Source organism: Pseudoxanthomonas wuyuanensis (assembly GCF_900215535.1).
GTDB lineage: Bacteria > Pseudomonadota > Gammaproteobacteria > Xanthomonadales > Xanthomonadaceae > Pseudoxanthomonas_A > Pseudoxanthomonas_A wuyuanensis.
Window position 1 is genome coordinate 1 of record NZ_OCND01000018.1, and the last position, 20,907, is coordinate 20,907.

At 60.1% G+C, this 20,907-nt stretch carries 11 protein-coding genes and 1 pseudogene; 4 read left to right on the top strand and 8 right to left on the bottom strand.

Going from position 1 to position 20,907, the window contains the following annotated elements:
* Window positions 1–81: 81 nt before the first annotated feature.
* The 7 genes and pseudogenes from CRO39_RS19900 to CRO39_RS19930 form a co-directional block, all read right to left on the bottom strand.
* Window positions 82–387 (bottom strand): hypothetical protein, encoded by a 306-nt coding sequence (locus CRO39_RS19900; RefSeq protein ID WP_097123728.1) that lies wholly within the window; start codon window positions 385–387, stop codon window positions 82–84.
* A 97-nt stretch (window positions 388–484) separates the two neighbouring features.
* Window positions 485–1,282 (bottom strand): hypothetical protein, encoded by a 798-nt coding sequence (locus CRO39_RS19905; RefSeq protein WP_097123729.1) that lies wholly within the window; start codon window positions 1,280–1,282, stop codon window positions 485–487.
* Between the two features lie 106 nt (window positions 1,283–1,388).
* On the bottom strand, window positions 1,389–1,757 hold the full coding sequence (locus CRO39_RS19910; protein ID WP_141400876.1) for a hypothetical protein: 369 nt from the start codon (window positions 1,755–1,757) through the stop codon (window positions 1,389–1,391).
* 53 nt (window positions 1,758–1,810) lie between these two features.
* Window positions 1,811–2,191 (bottom strand): annotated as a pseudogene (locus tag CRO39_RS19915) (AAA family ATPase); the annotation flags it as partial.
* Window positions 2,192–2,919: 728 nt separating this feature from the next.
* A complete protein-coding gene (locus CRO39_RS19920; RefSeq protein WP_097123738.1) occupies window positions 2,920–4,704 on the bottom strand; it encodes an ATP-dependent helicase in 1,785 nt (594 codons plus the stop codon).
* Complete coding sequence (locus CRO39_RS19925) at window positions 4,697–6,499, bottom strand: ATP-dependent nuclease (protein ID WP_097123731.1); 1,803 nt, start codon at window positions 6,497–6,499, stop codon at window positions 4,697–4,699. Before CRO39_RS19925 ends, CRO39_RS19920 begins: the two co-directional genes overlap by 8 nt.
* Window positions 6,500–6,837: 338 nt before the next feature.
* Window positions 6,838–8,025, bottom strand: coding sequence for a hypothetical protein (locus CRO39_RS19930; RefSeq protein ID WP_141400877.1), 1,188 nt, complete (start codon window positions 8,023–8,025; stop codon window positions 6,838–6,840).
* 899 nt (window positions 8,026–8,924) lie between these two features.
* Between CRO39_RS19930 and CRO39_RS19935 the strand changes: the two genes are divergently transcribed.
* From CRO39_RS19935 to CRO39_RS19945, 3 genes are all read left to right on the top strand, one after another.
* The gene (locus CRO39_RS19935) at window positions 8,925–10,634 is read left to right on the top strand and encodes a hypothetical protein (RefSeq protein ID WP_097123733.1); all 1,710 of its coding nucleotides are present in this window, start codon (window positions 8,925–8,927) and stop codon (window positions 10,632–10,634) included.
* Between the two features lie 108 nt (window positions 10,635–10,742).
* Window positions 10,743–13,025, top strand: coding sequence for a hypothetical protein (locus CRO39_RS19940; protein WP_097123734.1), 2,283 nt, complete (start codon window positions 10,743–10,745; stop codon window positions 13,023–13,025).
* Between the two features lie 473 nt (window positions 13,026–13,498).
* Window positions 13,499–17,608 carry a patatin-like phospholipase family protein gene (locus tag CRO39_RS19945; RefSeq protein ID WP_097123735.1) on the top strand — a complete coding sequence of 1,370 codons (4,110 nt, stop codon included), beginning with the start codon at window positions 13,499–13,501 and terminating at the stop codon, window positions 17,606–17,608.
* 221 nt (window positions 17,609–17,829) lie between these two features.
* On the opposite strand, the gene CRO39_RS19950 is transcribed toward CRO39_RS19945, so the two are convergent.
* Window positions 17,830–18,759: a gamma-glutamylcyclotransferase gene (locus CRO39_RS19950; RefSeq protein ID WP_097123736.1), complete on the bottom strand. Its 930-nt coding sequence runs from the start codon at window positions 18,757–18,759 to the stop codon at window positions 17,830–17,832.
* A gap of 160 nt (window positions 18,760–18,919) precedes the next feature.
* Here CRO39_RS19950 and CRO39_RS19955 point away from each other — a divergent pair, with 160 nt between their 5' ends.
* Window positions 18,920–20,002 carry an IS110 family RNA-guided transposase gene (locus tag CRO39_RS19955; protein WP_097123737.1) on the top strand — a complete coding sequence of 361 codons (1,083 nt, stop codon included), beginning with the start codon at window positions 18,920–18,922 and terminating at the stop codon, window positions 20,000–20,002.
* Window positions 20,003–20,907 lie beyond the last annotated feature (905 nt).

Consider the following 20,907-nt stretch of genomic DNA (forward strand, 5'->3'; position numbering starts at 1 on the left):
GCAGCAGCGTGCACTCGGACGGGATGCTTTCCGCAGCATGGTCGAAGCCAAGACCCTACGGTTTGCAGGCGTTCGACCCGCTCACCGCCCACGAAAGCAGTCCGACAGATAAGTGAACCTGACCCCTGTTTCGTGATGCTTGGGTGCCGGATGGGATGCCAGGAACCTCTTCGCCGTCCCCTTGGGGATCCAACGTCTCTGGCCTGCGAAGGTCAGGGCCTGCTCGATCCAGCGCTTGTACTTCTCATCGAAGGCCGCTTGCCAACGCGCAGCATTGGCGCGAGCCTCGGCCTCAACCTTGGGATCAACGGGCGGTACCTTGGGCGTCTTGTTGCCGAAGATCGCCCCAATGAGCCACAACAGCCCAATGAGTATCAGAAACTCCATCGCCCCTACCCCTGTCCCACGTTCCCCGTCTCCTTGGGACCGTCTTGCCACGGGGGCCGCGGGGAGGGGCTAGGAATGGTTGGGGGCAGCTTGGCGCCTAGCCCGCCAAGCCGCGCGCCCGCTGTCGCCGCCCCTTGACGTATTCGGCCGTAAGCAGCTTGTCCACGGGCAAGTCGAACACGACGTTCAGCAAGGACGCCATGCTCCTATCGCTCAACTGGAAACCGTAGGGCAGCGCCCCATCGTGGTTACCGCGGCATTCCTCAATGTAGGCCAGAAAAGCCAACACCTGGTCGGACGTGGACGGCCGCTTGCTCAGCGTGGCCGCTTCGGTCAGCGGGTCGGTGGCTTCCAGTTCGGCGTGCTCGGCGTCGTTGGCAATCGCCAACATGATCTTGTTCAACTCCGGCCAGTATTTCTGGTCGAATTGCCCGGCCAAGTGTTCCAAGGGTTCACGCAGGAACGTCCGGTAGTGCCAGTTGTCTTCGTAGGCGGCGTCGATCACGTCGCGGATGTGGTACAGCGTCCGGGAGGAGAACCCGGACGTGTTGTGCAGGCGGGTGCGTTCTTCCAACAGATCGGCCAGTGCCCTCGCGTGACCTTGGATCTTCTGATTGATCTCCACCAGCGCCTCTCGGTCGGCTCGGGCCTGGGCAATCTTCTCCGGGCTCCAGAACGCCTGGACCGACAGCAACATGCCCATGAACTGCTTCACGGCATGAGCCCGGTGATGCAGCTTGTCGTAAACCTCCTGGTATGCCTCAGTCAGCTCTTCACTTCGATCCAGAAGGCGCCGGGCCACGACGTTTTCGCTGGGCAGGATCTCGTGTTCCAGATTGTAGCGGATACCTTCCCGAAGGATGGTTTCGCAGGCGTCGCGTGCGGTCTTGCTCATGCGTTGCAGCTCTCAGATGGGTTGGCCAGCACGTTAGAGAGCTTCGCACCGCCTGTCGGTATCTGAATAGGAATCACTTTTTGCGGTTTCGGATACCCGTCCCTCGCTAGATCGTTTCCTTGCCCTTGTACTGCTTGGCCAGGTCGCTGGCGCACAAGGGCACACCCTTAGGATGGGCGTTCGCCACAGCAAACGCCGCAACCTTGGATGCCTGCTCCAAGGCCTGCTTGGTCATACCGTCCTCTGCCCAGTCTTCAGGCAGTGCGGCGATGGCCGCCAGCGCCTCCTTGCCCGACAGGTACTGCATGCAGGTCAGCAGCGACCATTGGGTCCCGGTAGCTTCACGAAGGAACCGGCCAGCCTCCTGGTCGGTCATGCGGTCGGCAAGCACGGCCGCCAGTGCTACCGACGCCAGCCTGACCTTGAACAAGGGGGGAAGCTTCTTCTTTGGCGGATTGAGGTTGTGATTTCTCACGGCTGGCATTGCTCCACGGGTGCAGTCAGGCCCGGGTCATCGGCCCATGCGAGTCAAGCATGTTGAACCTCGGACTCGGTGGAGTCCTCTCCCATTTTCATGCGGTAGTGCTGTTCCTGGTTCAGGGCAGCGAACATTGCTCTGAACTTGCCCAGCAGATAAGGCACGTCGTACTCGCTCCAGTCGATGGGCGGACCATTGATCCCGTCCCGGTGCGAGCCCCGGTCAACGAACCGGTCAAGAGCGAGGTACTTGCTGGAAGTGTCCTCGTTGGCCAGCTTCTTGACCGCTTCCGGGAACTCGGATGATCCAGTGGTAAACGTAAAGAACTGTTCCAGGATATTGCGCATGGCGTTGGGTACAACCTGAGTGGGGACCTTTCCGGCCTGTGCGTCCTTCAACAAGTGCCACCAAACATCGTAGTCATTCATCAGTAGCGCCGCAAAAACGGGGTCAGGTTAAGCTTTCTGACGTCTACTTTTGGTCGTAAACGACGCAGCAATCCCGGGCTCGCCATGAGGCTTCTTGAAATGAGCCTGCCCTCTGCTGCTGCACGCTGGTCCGCCTACGCCTGGGCCAGCGGGACGCCCCATTCTGCTTCGCAGAAAAATTCACAACTGCCGGAGTCGGTTGTTTGGTGGCCCACCAGCACTCGAATAACTAATGCATCTACTTGTTCTAGCAAGAATTATCCTGAACAAAACAGATATTAGACTCACTTTTTGACTCACTTTTGAGTCGACGTGAATCGTACGTCATTGGACGGCCTCGGACAGTTTGAGGGCAAAGCTGCTTACAACCAAGCATACCAGTGTCGCTAGTGTGTGCTCTGCGAGACCGAAGAAAACAGTACCCGCCTCCCAAGCCCGAGCAGTTCAGCTCTTGGCTGACTTCCGCGCGCGCGGTGGGATTGATCACCAAGACCGATCCGCCGGGACCAGCCAGCTGATGCTGGTCGGCAGATCTAAGGGATGGCGGCTTTCGGCCAGAAGCGGACGTCGTCGAGCTTGTTCGCCCTGAGCACCGGTTCACCCGGTCTTAGTTCGAATGTCCGCTATCGGCCAGCCTTCGAGCATCTGCCAAAAGAACAAGCTCGCCGTTCGCGCTCGCGTGACACGGCATCGTCGAGAGTTCAGCGCCGGCGCTGGCGAACCGGGCCTGACTAGGCCTCGTCCAGGTACTGCTGAATGTGCCCGATGAAGGACGATGGCGCCCCAGCGGTGTGAACCAAGTGGATCTCCAACTTGGCCCGCGTAAAGCCGACGTAGAACAGCCGTCTGGCCTCTTCGGCCTGCGCCGTGTTTGAGCCGGGTCGTGGAAGATTGCGGGCATCTATGCCGAACATGAAGACCACGGCGAATTCCTTGCCCTTGGCGCTGTGCAGCGTCGACAAGGTGATGCGATCAAGCTGTCCTCCGTTGCCAGCCAAGCTGCCGAGGATCATGTCGGCATGTCCTCCTCCAGGCGCCACTTTTGCCATGAATTCGGAGAGGATTTCCAGCTCGTCGTGCAGCCCCACACAGCCGTCGGAGAACGGCTCGATGACCTCGCCTACCAGATGGTTGAGCCAGTCATGCAGCTTCAACGCCGCGTCGCGCTGACCCCACAGACACTTAATCAGCTTGCCGTGGAAGTCCAGCGATGCCGCCTCGCCCGAGAGCACCTCGGAGAACAGGCGACGGCCATCGCGCAGCACGCGCGAGAAGCGTGGACTGCCGGTCTTCCATCCCCCGCAGCACCATTGTCCGCACAGCTCCAGCCACTGCATGAGGCGGCTATTGCGCGGATAGAGGGCATTGGCATCAGTGCGCAAGTACGCGATGTCGACCGCGGCCGCGACGTTTGCCACCGCATCTCCGATCCACGCTGCCGGGTACAGTACGGCCACGTCGCGATAGCTCAGCGTGGGGTGACGTGCCAGCGCTTGGGGAAGGAACTGCGTGATCAATCGAGCCGCTTGCTCCTCGTAGCGACCACCGAGCCGGTGGATGAACACCGCGCCCTGCTTTGCGCCTTTGGCCGCTTCGTAGTCGCGGTCATGGCCCAACGCCACGCGCGATGCGGCGACGATTCGATTTCCGCAACGGTAGTTGAGGCGCAAAGGAACCGTTTGCACGTCCTCTCGCTCGGAAAGGGACTTGAGCAGGCTCGGACGCGCGCCGGTGAAACCGTAGATCGATTGGTCGATATCGCCTACGGCGAACAACCGCATCCCAGCGCTAAAGCACAAGCCCAGCACCATCCGGTGCAGCGCTGCCCCCAGGTCCTGGTATTCATCCACGACCAGCACGGGATACTTGGCAAGCAACGCCCGCTGCAGCCACGGGTTGGAGCGCAACGCACGCACCGCCAGCAAGGGCATATCGTCGAAGTCGATTAAGGCCCGGCGGCGCAACTGGGCCTCGAAGGCTTCGACGAGGTCGGCCAGCTGTTCCCTTTTCTGGCGCCAGGCTTCGCTGTCGCGGTTGAGGACGGTCCGTCGGTGGTGGGACATGGGCAACTCCCATTCCCTCAGATCGCGCGGCCCACCGAAGACCTGCACTATCGCGTCCTTCAGCGACTGGGCGGACTCCGATCGCGTGGCGACGCGAAACTGGTCCGGCAGCCCCATGCCGGCCACCTTCGCGTACGGGAGGATGACCTGCGTGAGTGAGAACGAGTGGATGGTTCCGACGAACACGCGACCACCTGGCTCCACGCCGAGCGACGCCAAACGCTCCTCCAACTCACGGGCGCACTCGTTGTTGTAGGTGATGCAGGCGATGCCACGCGGCTCAGGCACGTCCTCTGCGAGCATCCGCGCCATCTTGATAGTCAAGGTGCGCGTCTTTCCACTGCCCGGCCCCGCCAGGACCACGCAGTGGCCTTCCGACTCGTAGGCCGCCCACTGACCCGGATTGTCTCGAAGTTCGGCGGACGCGCGCAGGTAGGCGGCGCGACTAGACACGAGCGACCACGTGCTCGATCGCACGCTCAATATAGTCTGGGGGCGCACCTCCAGCAACGCGCGACGCCAGGCGCTGCGCGAAGCGCCCCTTGCCGATCGACTCGATCAGCGCGAGATAGTCTTCTTCGACGAGCGAGGCCGGTTTGGTCTCCCAACCATCAACCCACGCCGCGCGGTCCTTGCTGAGCTTGTGCTCGCGCAAGGTTGCGACCACCGAGTCGACCAAGTGCTTAGCTTTGAAAAGATCGACCTCCAGTGTGTGGGAGTTGGAGAAAATGCCGTATTCCTCGCACACCTCACAGAAACGGTCGTAGTCATCCATCTTCTTTATTTTCGCAATCAGCGCTGCCTGCCCTTTGCCCGTGCGTGTCTCTTCGATGACTCCCACGAGCCGCCACGACCGATTGAACCCTAGCGGGAGCTTGTCGTCGCCCATCGGGTCCCAATCGGTCACGATCGCGAACGGGATCCCCAACGCCGTGAGGAACCTGGCGTACGGAGTGAAATTGGTGCCGGCCACCGAGCACACGCCAATACCCAATTGATCCAGGTCATGGCCCATCGACGCGGCGAAAACGGGAAGCAGGAATTTCTCCGCGTCGCCCTCGACCAAGATGATTCCCCGCGCGAACAACATCTCGGCGCGAGTGACATCTAGGTAGCGGGTCAGGTCCTCAACTTCGGCGTCAGTGAGCTCGATGTCGGCCGCTGACGCGGCCGCGGTACCGTCCTGTTCCGATTCCCGCAGCAAGACCAAGGACCGCAGTGGTGCGACACTGGCAATATGCGGGGAATGCGTGGTCAACAGCAGCGATAAGGGCTGCTTCTTGTCATCCACGGGAAACTTCTCGAATAGTTGCCGGTAGACAGAGCGCTGCAAATGCGGATGCAGGTGCGCCTCGGGTTCCTCGATCGCCAGCAGGGTGTGGTCCCGATGGTTGTCACTCATCAACTGCCGAAGCTCCAGTGCCTTTAGGGTCAAGAACGCAACGTTTGCCGAACCTAGGCTGGCCTCACCGATCGTGCGCAGGCCGCCGTCGATGAGCAAGCGAATGTTGCGAAACAGCTTAGTCACATCAGTCGTGGCAAAACCCAAACTGGGGTCGATGTCTTGTTTGGGGCCGCTCATCGAGGTAAACAGCTCGCGCAGAGACGTCTGCAATTTCTGTACGGAGGGAAAGTCAGCCAGTTCCTTCGTGGCGTCCCGAACCGAGTCGCGAACCTCGGCCAGGTCCTGCGCCGGGACGCTGGAGAACGCGCGCTCGAGCAGCGGACGCAGCGGAGAGCGTCGCCACGCTGCCAGATCTCCTTCCGCGTCCCGCAGGGCCGGCAGCAGATCCATGGCGATGCGGCGGCGAAGCTCGTGCCCAAAATGCTTTGTGTCGGCCTCGCCGCCGTAACACACGAACTCGTAGTCGTCGCTGGACTTGGGTTGTCCCTTCACCTCTTCGACGGGCCGAAACTCATAAGACAAACGTACGGTATCGGCGTCGTCATCCAGCCTGAAGTCCGTCAACTGCGACAGCAACTTCAAGTCCTTATCAAACTCCTGCAATTCGACAGCGACCAAGATCCTTTCACTCTCGAGCGGCTCGCCCAGGCCATCCCAGAAATCCCCCTGGGTCAGCTGCCGCGCGCTGTCCGGAAGCGTAGGGTCGAAGATCAGGCGCAACGCGTAGAGCAAATTGCTCTTGCCCACGCTGTTCTCGCCGACGATGACGATATCCCCGTCCAAGACCACATCGATGCTTCTGAAGTTGCGAAAGTTTTCGATCTGGATACGTGTGATCTTCATGGTTCGTCGGGATCCCTGAGGGTTCGGGTCAGTAGATGTTACGTGGGCGGCCCGGTCGCTGTCTCGCCGAATTTGGGCCACAGCAGGGACAAGAGCTCGTTGCGTATGGGGAAACGAAGATTGTCCGACCGGGCGGCCGGTGAGTTGCAGTGGGTGAAACCGGTGCTCAGTAGAACCGCACTGCCAGGAATCAGTGGATGTCCGCTTCGGGTCGTAAGCGGATGCTGATTTTTATGCGCTCGAAACTTCAAAATTATTAGCGATAAGGCGTTTTATCGCTACCAAGTCATCTTTTGCGTCATCAGACAGCAAGCTGGGGCCGTCGATCAAAGGTCAAGCTACTTTGCAGACCCTAGACTCGACTGCAGCACATCATCAATGCTTTGCGGCAGCTCCGTCAGTCTGGGCACCACCTTCGTTCCGTAGCGCGTGACGATCCTCTGCACGTGGGGCGTCATGTAACGGTCCGCCCTGAAGATGTCCACGTATGGCGAGTACGCTGCGTGCACCATGTCCGAGAAGTCGCTTTCTTTCGGCTCTCTGTCCGTCAGAGCAGCGTCTGTGAATACGGTGTAGTACGCATTGAGCATCACGTTCAAGCCCGGGGAGCGCTCTTCAATGGCCGACGAGTCCGGATGTCTGGCAATTCCGGAAGTGCGTTCGACCACTGCGGACCAGACAGACTCAATCAGTCCGGGGTGCCATTCCTTGATCAGCCGAGCCTGCTCCGCCACGTCACCTCCATTTCGAATCGCGCGCATCCTGGCCGCAGCGTTCCTTGCAACGTCCGAGGCTTTGACCGATGGTCCGCGCAACCAAGTGACTACCGGTGACAGCATGTCATGATGCTTGTGAAACCACTTCATCATCCACTTGGGATCCCTCAAGCTTTCCAGAAATGCATTTTCTGCCTGCTTCCTGGTTGCATTGCCGACGACGTGATTCCAGAGTATGCGGGCTGCATCAGGCCGCATGGGATAGGCTGCCAGCAACTCGTCGAAGGCGCGCCGGTTCGGACCGTCAGACAGAGACTCGCGCGCCGGTCCACGCAGATTACCGCGTCTGAAGGTCGTGGACTCGGCGGCCCTGCGCTGCCTCCGGTTCAATCCCGCCTTCAGCGAAGCCATTTCTTCACGAAACATCTGGACCAGATCGACTGGTGAAATGAAGTCTTTCATCTCGGGGAACCAGTCGCCTTCTTCCGAGAGCGCGACGAACTGAGGCGGCCCAGATGTGCGGACCTGTGCAGCCTCGCCTGCGATCAGTCGGTCAAACGATACTAGCGCATTTCGGTCACACAGCTTCGAAAGCAGGTTCGCGCGATCCTCCGCACAGGTCGCGTGCGTGGCATCCTGCGGCGCCATCTCGCAGATCGCCGCGGCCGAGTAGACGAACCTGACCCGTCCATCCCTCTTGAAATCTTCAAGCCGCGCCAGGACGGACTGGTTCTCTGCAGATCTCCGTTTTGGATCCGACAGTACGGAATAGTCGCTGCTGTCGAGATACACCAAGAGTTTTCGGGTCAACGGAGTGCTTCCTCATCCAGTCCAGATGGTCACGAGGCGGCAAGCCCTCAGTCTGCGCCCTGCGCCGAAAATCTGGCCTTGTAATAGCCCACACCGTCCCTCGATACAGATCGATCGACCAGCCATCCTAGGCAGGCTGAATGCGACCAGCAACTCGACTACAGGAATGCGGTGACATGCCCGCCGGGCGCAGGCGAAGCACCGCCAGCCAATGTTCGACCGGCCGATATTCACTATGCGTCAAGAGGGGCTACTGCACCGCAGATTTCCGCTCACCCACCAGTGCAAGTATTTTCACGAACTTGGCGCACTTAAGAGTATCTGGGGAACCCGCAACGGCTGCAACGTAAATAGTTCACTCTCTATGGTGCGTCCGCTTTCGGCCAGAAGCGGACATCGGAATCGCTTGAATCGGGCCGGCCTGCCATGGAGCGGTTCCGAAGCCGATGAACTCAGCGGCGAGGACTACGACGCTCCCTTCACTCTTGCATGACCATACGTATTGAACGCGCGCCGATTTTCGCGCCGGTAGCTTCGTCCACGGCGATAGGCCATTGTTCGACATTCCTTTAACGTCCAGGAAACGCGCCAATTTTCCACGCCCTCGATGCGTCCCCCCATTCTCCAATCATGAAAGGCACTGGCAGACAATCTTTGCCCGCGACTATCAACGAGCGCATCGCACGCGGTGGCGATAATTTCTTCTATTCGTATCAGGTCATCAGCTCCTGAGGGTACAAGGGTCAGGCCTATGTGAATTATTTACGTTGCCTCGTGCGCCGCCGGGTGCTCATATGTAAAGCAGGGTGAAGCAAGTGTAGATCAGTACCCAAGCTGGCCGTAGCCTTGAAGCAAGCGCGTTGTGACAGCGTATAGCACCTCCCGCGGGGACTGCCCTCATGCCCAATCGGGCCGACATAGCGTGGTTTAAGGCGTGCTTCGCTCAGCGCATCAATGCGGCGATCGCTGGCACCCCCTTCAGCCTTGATTTTATGGTGGCGCTGGCATGCCAAGAGACGGGCGAGGTTTGGACGGTCCTGCGGCGCGACCGGCTTGGCGAGGACAACATCCTGGCGCTGTGCGTGGGCGACAGCATCGATGGTCGCGCGGACGGTGGTGGTCGAAGCGCGTTTCCGCGAAACAAGGCCGAGTTGATGGCCGCACCGGATGGCGCGGCTATGTTCGTGATCGCCCGCAAGGCGCTGGTTGACATGGCAGCGCGCGTTGAAAGTTATCGCGGTGCCGCCGCCAAGCCCGATAAGTTTTGCCGCGGCTTCGGCATGTTCCAGCGTGACTTGCAGTTCTATAAGAAGGACGCGCCATATTTTCTCCAACAGCGGTACGCGCGTTTCGATGCGACGCTGGACCATGCGCTGCGGGAGCTGAAGCACAAGCAAGGTAGGATCGGGTTCGGCGGCCGCGAGGAACTAAGTGTTCTTGAAATGGTGGCAGTCGCCATTGCGTACAACACCGGGCGCTACGATCCACGGCGCGGGCTTAAACAAGGCTACAAGCCACCCAATGGAAAGTACTACGGCGAGGCGTTGTTTGATTTCCTGCGCCTGGCAGAGACGGTGGGTGTGGCCGACGCGCCGGCGTTGATCGATCTCGCGCGGCCGGGGCAAGCCATCGTGCCGCCGCCAAGTCCGGTGACCGCCACCGGTCCGTTCATGCGCGTGGACACGCGCGTATCGACGCTGCTACTGCGTCGCGAGCCCCGCAAGAGCCAGCCGCGCCGGGAGAGCGTGGTCGGCGAGCTGCCCGACGGCCACCTTGTCCGCGCGCTCACGGGTCGGGCCATCAATGGGTTCATGGCCGTAGAAACAAGCCTGGCGGGCGCGCTTCTACGTGGATTCGCGTCGATGAGCTATCTCAAACCAGCGCCGGGCGAGACGGCCATTGAGATCGCGCCTCCGGCCATCACGTCGGGCGTGAGGGCGGCCAGGCTGCCCCGCAAGCGTGGGCGCCTCACCCGGCGTGCGGACCCGGCCGACGCGCACTCGCTGAACGAGGTGGGGCAACCGGGCCGAAAAGGCGCTGATGTTGACGCCTTGCGTGCGGAGTTGGGCGACATCATTGCTTGGCTTGACGTCGAGAAGAAGTCGCACAAGCGCTATCAGCCTCGAGCGAAGCAAACGTTCTGCAATATCTATTGCCATGATTACTGCCATCTGGCAGGCGTCTACTTGCCACGTGTCTGGTGGTCGGCGCCCGCGCTGATGGCGTTGGGTCGGGGCGAGGACGTCGCGCCGCTCATCGGTGACACGGTCAACGAGCTGCGCGCCAATGACCTGTTCCGCTGGCTGCGTGATTTCGGCCACGGGTTCGGCTGGCGCCAGACCGGCACGCTGACCAAGCTGCAGCTCGCCGCCAATCAGGGTGCGGTCGCCGTGATCATCGCGCGTCGCAAGGATGCTGACCGCTCTGGCCATATCGTCATGGTCGTGCCTGAAACGGAAACCCATATGGCCAAGCGCGACAGCAATGGCGAAGTCACCGCGCCGCTGCAAAGTCAGTCTGGCGTGACCAACTTCCGATACGGAAATTCGCAGCCGGGCTGGTGGAACAAGGAGCTATTCGCGGAGAACGCGTTCTGGATACACGCCTGATTCTCCCATGGCCAGGCGCGATCGCTGATCAGGGAGTCCCTCGCAGATGCGTGCATTTGTTGTTGACTGGCTGCTCATCACAAACAAAGCCCACCACGGAACCCTCTCATGAGTCAGATCAACGTCCCCGACTTAGCTCGCAAGCTGTTGCTCGAAGGTGGAAAGCAACTCAAGGACGCCTCGATCCCTACCGAAATAATGAGCCATTCGGCGGCGGCTGACGCGACCGTGGAAAGTGGCACCATCAAGGCGGTATTCGGCGCGTCCGTGGGGACGGCTATTCATCTGTTTAACGATAGTGGGGATATCGATGCCGATGGGATCATGGGGACGCCGCCGGCGGATACTGAACCGGGGGAAACGACTATTGACTGGCGGCCCCAGATTCAATTCGCCGACGGCAGTGCTTGGCTGAAGTATTCGATTGTCGCCGACGCCACCGCCAAGGCCACCGGCAAGATCGGCGTGGCCGGCGGTTCCATCAGCGGGGATCGCTCCTTGCGCTTGCTCTGCTATAAGCGACATAACCCTACGGACAAGATCGCGGTCGCCGTCGCCGCGGACCTGGGGGGCATCTCCAGTCCCTTGTCCGTCGCCGATATTCTTGCCCTCTCCGTGCGGGAAGCGACCGCGTTAAAGGTACGTGGAAAGCTCACCGCCACGCTGACGCTGAGTTGGGCGGACATCTTCTCGACCTCACTACAGCAACTCTCCGACCTGCTCGGCGGTGGTGACAGTGGCGCCTTCCTGATCAAGATAATGGCAGCGGCGAGCGCCACGTTCACAGTGGTGGTGGATGACGATTTCACACTGTGCTTCACTCGTGAGAAAGCCGCGGGTGATCATGCCCTCCGCGTCGCGTTGCGCAAGAGTGTCACGCACGACCATCGTTTTCTCGCCAAAGCGGGTGTGGAAATAGAGTTCGCCGACCCGTCAGCCGTAGAGAAGGTACTGGGTGATGTCATGGGCGGCGTGCTCGATGCGCCGGCGGGCGTGCTCGCCGCGATCAGCGAGGCCACCTCCCTCGAGAACATACCGAAAGAATACCAATCGGTGGTGACCGCGCTGGTGAAACACTTCGGCATTGAGGATGTCGACCCGCTTGCGGCACTGAAGAAAAAGCTCGGCGAGTTTGGCGAACTGCTAACCGACCGCATCGGGCGAATCGCCAAGGCCAAGGTCGCCTTGGGATTTCAGTACGAGTACGTGCGCATTGCCAGTGAGGCCTCCTTGCTGGAAGCGACCTTGTCCGAAGCGGCGCTACGGAAGTTGCATGGCGCGCTGATCGCGTTCGATTTCAGCGAGATGTTGGCATACAAGGGCACGGGGCTAACCGTTGCTTTCTTCCTTCATCAAAAGACGGTTGATCGGGTACGGGCGTGGGGCTTCTCGCTAGGGGTCGACACGTGGCTCAACATCAGCAGCAAACAGACGCGTCGCGACTTTTTCGTTAGTCGACGGTATCTGTGGGCCGGCGGCGAGCAAGTCACCCAAGCATACTTGGGCAGCACCCACTACAACGCCCGAATGAATGGTTGGTCTACCGAGTATGGGGCGCTGTTCAAGGCGGATTTAAACGAGTCGCGCGCGCCGGGGGAGATAGCCGGTCGGGACTTCAAGTGCGGTCTGCATCTTTGGTGGGAGGAGAACAGGATCAAGCCGGTCTCCGAACTCGCCAGAATCATGGATGACGCGGTTCTGTGGGGCGTTATCGATGCGTCCGCGGCGCCCGGGTTGCACGCTCGATTGCACGATGTCATCGGCGGGGTGAGCGAGTGCAAGTTGAGGCTCAGCGCGCTCCTTAGTGATCACGGGCTACGCAATGCGATGGGCGTGATCGCCAGGGCGAGCGATGAGGACTGGGGGCGGGACGCGGCGCGGGCCTTGCCGTGGGATGCCAGGCACTCGGCGCGTGCCACATGCGCCAGCCGCGAGAAGGTTTACACGCCATTCTTCTTGGCCTACTCCTGTTCTCGCGATAGCAGCGGAAGCGCTCTTAAGCAATTGATAGCCAGAAGCCTTCGCGATTTCGAAGGCCGACTCGCTCGACAGGAAGCGATCGGACAGACGCCGTGGACGCTGTACCAGGTGCTGCTGCGCTCGGATATAGACAAACAACGGTTCTGGACGCGCTGGAACAACCTTCGCGAGGGCTCGTCGCGACTCCTTGAACTCCTTGACGTGCGCGGTGATTGGCGGGATTTCGATGACCACTTCCACCTATTGTCGCGTTCGCTCGAACAGGCATTCCTTATTAGGGCGGTCGCCAGTCTGCTCGGGCGAAAGGTTCCCGCGGCGGTTAATGAGGGGAAGGCATACGCGAGGACTTTGACGATTAGCTACCCCGGCCGGGGGGCCGATCGGGTCATTGTGATTGGCGGCAAGGCCTGATCCGAATGAAATCAGGATCCGGTACCAGCATGCGAGAGCCCGGATTCACGCCGCACATTTTTAGGGAGTGCCATGAGACCAGATGATCTAGTCACCGGAGAAGCAACCGATGGCTTCGAGTCGCGATCACGCGACGAGGAAGAAGCGATTAGAGCCCGACGCCGGGTGGCCGACGTAGATGGTGAGGGCCCAGTGATTGGACTGGCCCTATCCGGGGGCGGCATTCGAAGCGCGACCCGGCTCATTGGTGGCGGGGGACGCTGTGCTTAAGCCTCTAAGAATCCACTACTTGGGAGTGTTCGACATCTCAACTTCGGTGAATCCGGACAGTGGGCGCAGGCCGATTTCCGGAACAAAGAGATCCACCCAAGCGAGCACGGCTCGTCAGCCTGGCGGTGAAACTCAACGCCAGGGTTCGTGCCTGTCTGCCCGTTTCCAAGCAGTCAATTGTATCGTCGTGAAGGAGAATCAGGATGCAACCGGAACTTGATCCGCGCGTTTTGGATGCCAACGCCCGCGTGGACGCCGCGCATGAGTTCGATGAGCATGTTCTGGCCAGGCGCAAGCGAGCCGGGGTTGAAAACGAACCTGCGGGTGCATGGGCACTGGCGTTATCCGGTGGCGGCATCCGCAGCGCCACCTTCTGTTTGGGTCTCATCCGCAGCCTAGCGCGTGCCGGGTTGCTCAAGCGCTTTGACTATCTGTCCACAGTCTCCGGCGGCGGCTACCTGGGTGCCAGCCTAGGGCGCTTGTACAGCGCCAGCGTTACGGCGACACAGGTGGAGCAAGGCGTGGCAAGCCAAGACTCAATGTGGCTGTGGTGGTTGCGAAACAACGGACGCTATCTGACTCCAGCAGGCGCTAAGGACTTAGGCTATGCCAGTGCCTCCATCTTACGCGGCGTGATCTCCACCCACCTGGAGATCGGTATCTTGATCTTGACCATGGCGGCGCTGGTGCTGCTGCCGCATTTCCTAGTGTCCTTGTTCCCGCCCGTATATGACCAGACCCTGTGGAGCCATGGAGTCGTCTATGCCATGCCTAGTGTCTGGGCTTGGCTGCTGGTCATACCCTCTTGGGTATGTCTTTATCAAGTATGCGCCTACTGGTATACGCGAGATCGGCACTCGCCGGCTAGCGTCGTGCTGATCGTCCTAACAGCAGCTGGCTGCGTGCTCATCGCGGCGAAGGCGGGATCGGAGGCGCGGTCTTCGTTGTCGACCGCCAAATACGTACTTGCGGTGCTGGCCACTGCCCCGGCAGGTGCCCTGATAGGCGTCTTGATCGATCGCACGCGGGGCATCAGTGCCTCGGCCCAGCGGCTGGCGCGTACCAAGCGCTTGTCCTACGGATTGTGGGGACTTGGAATTTGCGCAGCGTTGGCGGTTTTGGACTGGTGCACGTGGCAACTGACACGCCTGTTTTGGGGCGATCAACTACACCAAGCCGCCTACCGCATTGGCGGTACTGCTCTAGTCCTCACAGCGATCGGCCGTCTGGTGCTGCCCGAATTGCAGCGCCGGATGGTCACTATCAAGGGACCGAGCGTGAACATTCAGCGTGCGCTGAACATCCTGGGTATCGCCTTGTGTGTCGTGGTAGCTGTACTGTGGACAAGCATATTTAGTGCGGCATTGTTTCCTGAGAGCGCGCGCACTGTTTTCTGGGTGCCGCAATGGAACAACCTGCGCGCCATTCCGCCCATACTGACTTTAGCGCTCGTCCTGCTGGGCTGCGCGGCCTACCTGCTGGCGACAAGGCAGAGTTTCGATCTGCTCAACTTGGCCTCGCTACACAACTTCTATCGCGCCCGTATTGAGCGCGCATATGTGTCCTCGGGCAACTGTGGGGCAAAGGGCGGCCGCTTTAAGAGCTCGGCACTGGATCCGGTCAGTCCAGCCTCCACGACTCAGGTAGCGCCTCTAACCGAGGCTATCGAAGGTGATGATGTGGAGCTGGAGGCGTACCGACCCCACGCGTGCGGTGGCCCCATCCACCTGATCAACTGCTGCATCAATCAGTCCGTAGATGATCGAACGGGTCTGTACAACGCCGATCGAAAAGGCGTGGCCTTGACTGTGAGCGCGTTGGGCGTGGAAGTTGGCACCCAGCTTCCGTCCGCCGCGCCGCAGGCGCTTCTTGGCAGGCTGTCAAAATGGATCGCCATTTCGGGTGCCGCCGCCAGTACGGGCATGGGATCACGCACCTCCCCCGGCTTTGCGGCTCTGCTGTTCATGTCCGGTATCCGTCTGGGGTTCTGGACGCCGTCGCTGCTGAGAACGGCTTCCGGACGAACTGTCACCGGGCTCAAAGGCGCCCTGCTTCGTTGGGCGCCCAAACCCTTGGCCATCGTGGCTGAGTCCCTGGCGCGGTTCCCGGGGTTGTCCAGCCCGTTCTGGTATGTCTCCGACGGTGGGCACTTCGACAACACGGGCATCTATGCCCTGTTGAAACGTCGGCCAAGCTTGATCGTGGCGGCCGACTGCGGAGCAGATCCCAAGTACCTATTTGGAGATCTGGAGTCGTTGGTCCGAAAGGCGCAGATCGATTATGGCACCACCATCGAGTTCATCCCGAATCTCCCCGGCGTATTGCCGCCGTCCCTGAAGCAGATCGCGGGCACGCCCGAGACCATACAACCGGAACTGGGATCTCAATGGCTGGTGCTTGGGCGGATGACTTACAGCAACGGCCAAGTAGGTACGCTCATCGTGGTCAAGCCACGACGACTGGATTCCATGCCCTTCGACCTAGTGGCCTATGCCGATCGCAATCCCGACTTTCCCCAACAAACCACAGGAGACCAGTTCTTCGATGAGGCCCAATGGGAGAGCTACCACGAACTAGGCCTTTTGGCGGGTGCTGGCTTTAGTGATCAGTTGATTCGCGACTCAGTGAAAGCAACCCACGAACTGACCCCCGCCTACTCCAGCCTAGAATTATCGGAGCGCTCCAGCCTAGAACTATCGGAGCGTCAGGCCGCTACGCTGAAAGCCAAAGCTGATCGTGGAAGACGCGCGGGGTTCACAGTGCGCGAAACCTTGGGAGCGGGCCTATCGTTGAGTCTGGTCATCGCAGCATGGCAGGGATTCGAACAGTACCGGGAGGCCCGGCGTGCCGAACAACGCGTCTATGAAAAAGAGATCTATGAGATAAGCCAGAGGATCCGGAGCGAGCCAATCGACACGCTCTACAAAGGACAGTTCTTAAGCCTGGCGCGCGAGTCTGTGGCGAGAGGAGATGACGCTATGGAGACCGTGCTTGCAAGGCTCAATTCACGCTGTGATAGCCTGCCCGATACAAAGTCGCCCGATCCAAAGTCGAAGGGCGAATGCTTCACGCTGTACAAAGACGTATCTGAAGAGTTCACTAAAACGCCCAAGCCATTCTATGATTATTGGTTCCTGGACAAGCGGGAAGCGTATGACAATCTTAAGAAACCCGCCGTAGCATCTGAGGTCGCATTGACACTGCCGGCCATTCCCACGAAGGACAACGCGGGCTACATGCCCGGCTATGCCGCTAGCACTTTGGCAGTAAGCGCGGCCGATGCTGCCTGCGATCTGCAACTGCCATCCCCTAGTGGCAAACGCTCCCAATGCGCTGACGAGACGAGCAAGGTGCTGCAGGCGGCGAACATCACATCCACCAACCCTTGTTCGCCCGACGTACGTGTATTCGTTCATGTGTATGACGAGCAAAGCCGTCCCATCGCACAGCAAGAAGGCCTCGCATTAATGAAAGCTGTGGGTGCTGGAACCGCACCGGTGGAGAACGTGGTAGCTACAGCCACTCGTCTTGGACGTGCCTCTCCGTACGTTTGGAAGAAGCCGACGTTGGTCTACCCCGTAGGTACTGCTCCCGTTTGCATACAGAAGGCAAGCGAGAGATTCGGGAAACTGTTGGGATTGCAACAAATTGGCTCCGGGACAGCCAACTCGTTGGAGTTGTGGATTCCGCCGCGTACGCTGGTTAGCGTGTCCGCTACACAAGTCTCGACCAGGGGCGATGGGATTGCCAAGTCACCATCTGACGTCGTAAAGGCTCCTCCCCCCACTCAGCAGCCACAGTTCGTCCCGAGAATCGACCACCTGCCATTGGTGCGTTACGCCCCAGGACGACTTCTTTCGGCCGCCGGAACCTGGCCACCTCGCTTCAATGCAGATGCCACCACACTGAACCTGCGACAGGTCCAAGCGGTGAGAATCCACTGGAAACAACTGACGGGAATTTGCCATCAGACAACGCGTCCAACGGGAAGGCTAGTCGTTTACGGGTTCGCAAGTGACGATCCAGTTTTGGATGCGCGCGGAAGGCGTACTCCTAATAGCGACGATCTCAATCGACACTTGGCTAATATGCGCGCTATGGGGCTCGCCGCGGCGCTGGAGGCTCAAATCAGAAGTATCTCCCCCGATGCCACCGTAACGATAGAGCCTAAAAGCTGGGAGGATATCGGCGAGATGCGTGCACTGCGCGACAACGATAAATCGCTTGCAAAAGTCGGGTCGGGTCACTCACCCATACAGGACTTCAGGTCTGCAACGCTATCTCTCAACGATTTTAACTGCGTCGCGAGGTAGTCATGATAGGCTGAAGGACCTCTGCTGGAGCCGTTGTGGTCGACACTACGGCCTCTGAGGAGAAATATAACTTTCGGTGAGGTGATAGAAACACCGATGCATCGAAGTCAGCTTTCGGCCAGAAGCGGACATCGACTAACGACCAAGGAAACGTTATGGCTTCCAAACGCCAACACAACGACTCGAACAACTCTCAGGAGTGTTGCACTTGGAGTGTTAATTCACCCCTCTTCTGCGCCGTATCCGGGATGACAATCCCAATCGCAGCTGCCACAACTAGAGAAGTACTGGCCATCTGGCGGAATCTCAATATCAAAGTGTGTCCGGATGTTCCGGGAGGAGCATATGGGGCAGCGCTCCACTTGGTTCGTGCTGTTCCGCTGAACCAGCTGGATAAAGTGGCCGACAACCGTCTGACAAGAATGCAGAGCAACTGACGCTGCCATTTCAGTGGCGTTGCGGTGGTGCGTGAGCCAATTCGCCAACTGCCAGGTCTCTTTGGCTAAAGCCTTCAAGTGCTGCCGCAACTCCCGATTGCTTCCTCCCCCGCAGAGGATGTTCATGAGCAGATCGGACCACGCGATAAAGTTTGCTGCTTGTGGTACCTCAGACCCTTCCGGGATCGTCACTCTGCGGCGAGCCGCTGCTACAAGCGAAAGAAGAGCTTCCCGCAGCTGCATGCCCACCGCTTGATAATCCTCGGCTTCGACAGCATGGCCAAGGCGGCTTTCGGCTTGATCCATTCGGCGGATCACCTCGTCGAATGGCGAGGGGTCTTCAGCGTCTGCTCTTCCCGATCTGTCCCGGAGCCGGGCCATCAGGCCGATGTGGAAGGAAAGGGTGTAATCCAAGCTAGGGAAGTGGCGCTGCGAATACAGGTTCGTAAGGTTGGTTAGCACCCACCACCTGTCCTTATCTGTAGTCACGTCCCAGATCTCGTACACCTGGCCAAGCACCACTTCGCGCTTCACGCGCTCTACGTGCTGTACGGCCTCGTCCCGCGCTTGGCCCTCTACGTAACTGCGAATGTCCTGTTCGGCGTGCGGGTCGCCCTCGACGCTGTATCGGCTCAGCTCACCAGCTGGCACTGGATGCGTGTGCACCGTGCACTCAGATGGTTCGTCGCTGGTTTCATCCTGGCCCGTTGCCACGAAAGTCTCCTGAGAGGCCTAACGCTGAATTAAGCCGCGCCGCGAAGCGGCGTCGGCTTGAATGAGTAAAAAGGAAGCTCCCCATCCCTGCGGATAACCGCTCGGTCTTGAAGGACCATGATGGTTCTCACCATCGGTAGATCTGGAGGAGGAGCTTCCCATGCGCACTATAACCATCGGCGTGGACTTGGCAAAACAGGTGTTTTCTGTGTGCTCCGTGGACGCAGCCGGACGCGTCGCAGACCGACGGGATCTGCGCCGCGGCGCCTTCGTGCAGTGGTTGCCCAGCGTCGCTGCCGGCACGATCGTGGCGATGGAGGCGTGCAGCGGCGCGCACCATTGGGCGCGTCGCTGCCAGGACCATGGCCTGGAGCCGCGGCTGATGGCCGCCCAGTTCGTCGCGCCATTTCGCAAGAGTCGCACGGCCAAGAACGACCGCAACGATGCCGAGGCGATCGCCACGGCCGCCCGCCAGGGCAACATGCGCTTCATTCCGGTCAAGACCGTGGAACAGCAGGTTCGACTGTCGTGGCATCGGGTGCGCGAGGGTTACAAGGCCGAGGCCTTGGCCACCAGCAACCGGCTGCGCGGCCTGCTGGCGGAGTTCGGTGTCGTGATGGCACAGAGCGATTCGGCGCTGCGTCGCACGTTGGCCGACCTGGATGCATTGGGGTTGCCGTCCTTGCTGGTCGAGCTGCTGTGCGACGTCGATGCGCACTGGCAGCAACTGCAGGCCCGGATCGCCGATATCGACCGCCGGATCCAGGCGCACGCCAGGGTCGACGAGGCCTGCACACGACTGCGCGCAATCATCGGTGTCGGCCCTGTCACCGCCGACGCGGTGGTCGCGACCATCGGTTCGGCACACGCGTTCGCCAACGGCCGGCAGTTCGCGGCCTGGCTGGGCCTGGTTCCGATGCAGCATTCCAGCGGCGGGCGAACGCGACTGGGATGTATCAGCTGCCGCGGTGACGGCTACCTGCGCACCCTGCTGATCCAGGGCGCGCGTAGCAGCCTGCAGCGGGCCAAGGCGGTGGCGTGGGAGAAGGCCACGCCGGAACAACGCTGGATCCAGGATCTCGAGCGCCGGTTGCCGTTTGGAAAAGTGCTGGTCGCCATCGCCAACAAGCATGCCCGCCAGCTATGGGCGATGCTGGCGCATGGCGAGCACTACGACGCCGACGCGTGGATGAAACATCCGATGGTGCAGCGGCCGGCGCGTCAACGATGCGTATCCGAATGATCGACACCTCTTCACCGTCAGCGCGAGCAAGGTAACAACGGGTCAGACCGACCTGGAGAGAGCCTGGCTAACTGTTCGGCGCCATCAGGTGCAGCGGCCGATCCCCGCCGTGCCGGCAAAGCCGATGAATGAATGAGGCCTCCGGGTGCGGTTTTTACCCTGGTCCGGACCAGCGGCAACGCGTCCAACAAGACCGATTACGGAAATGCAGTCTGGCAACCGTTGAACCTGCTCAAGCGGACACGCACCACGCGACACCAGAACAAAGAAAGAACAACGAGCTGTCGCCCGGAAGCTAAAGGCAAGAGCGCTTCGTGCGCGGAGTTGACAGGAGCTTCCTTACGGAATTGTTAGGCGGCGGCCTACGGAGCCAGAACCACCATGTGACGCCAGCCAGCCCCAACAGCCGTGCTAGCCAGACAAGAAACCCGTACGTATTAACCACAACCTTTGGCTCGCCGTCTCCAACCTGCGTAATTGTTACTGAGGTGGGTTTGGAAAATGCTGCCGGAAGAAGAAGGTATTGGCGGGACACGCGCTTGAGGTGTTGCTGCGACTCCTTAGGCATGTTGAAGCCAAAGCCGATTAGCACGGCCTTTTGCCCGGATTGGCTTTGGAGGTACGGGGCCGCCGGACTCCATGGCGAGAAGGTCCCGACCACAGGTGTAGCCAAGAAGGCTAGCAACAGAAGTGGGCACGCGTACTTGAGTAGCAATTGAACTGCACGTTGCTGCATGGCTGATCCGCCGCCTAACGCCTGAATTAAGCCGACCCGCGAAGCGGGTTCGGCTTGAATGAATTGTTAGGCACCGCAGGTTAACAAAGTAAGTGCAACACCCGCGGCGCCCGAAGAAGGGGTGAGCTGGCAGACTGTAGGGGATCCCTCCGGCAAGAGAAGATCCCGC

What these genes read in the sequence shown, in the direction of transcription:
- CRO39_RS19905 (WP_097123729.1), bottom strand. Translation starts at nt 1,282, where the DNA reads ATGAGCAAGACCGCACGCGACGCCTGCGAAACCATCCTTCGGGAAGGT.
- CRO39_RS19925 (WP_097123731.1), bottom strand. Translation starts at nt 6,499, where the DNA reads ATGAAGATCACACGTATCCAGATCGAAAACTTTCGCAACTTCAGAAGC.
- CRO39_RS19940 (WP_097123734.1), top strand. Translation starts at nt 10,743, where the DNA reads ATGAGTCAGATCAACGTCCCCGACTTAGCTCGCAAGCTGTTGCTCGAA.
- CRO39_RS19945 (WP_097123735.1), top strand. Translation starts at nt 13,499, where the DNA reads ATGCAACCGGAACTTGATCCGCGCGTTTTGGATGCCAACGCCCGCGTG.
- CRO39_RS19900 (WP_097123728.1), bottom strand. Translation starts at nt 387, where the DNA reads ATGGAGTTTCTGATACTCATTGGGCTGTTGTGGCTCATTGGGGCGATC.
- CRO39_RS19935 (WP_097123733.1), top strand. Translation starts at nt 8,925, where the DNA reads ATGCCCAATCGGGCCGACATAGCGTGGTTTAAGGCGTGCTTCGCTCAG.
- CRO39_RS19955 (WP_097123737.1), top strand. Translation starts at nt 18,920, where the DNA reads ATGCGCACTATAACCATCGGCGTGGACTTGGCAAAACAGGTGTTTTCT.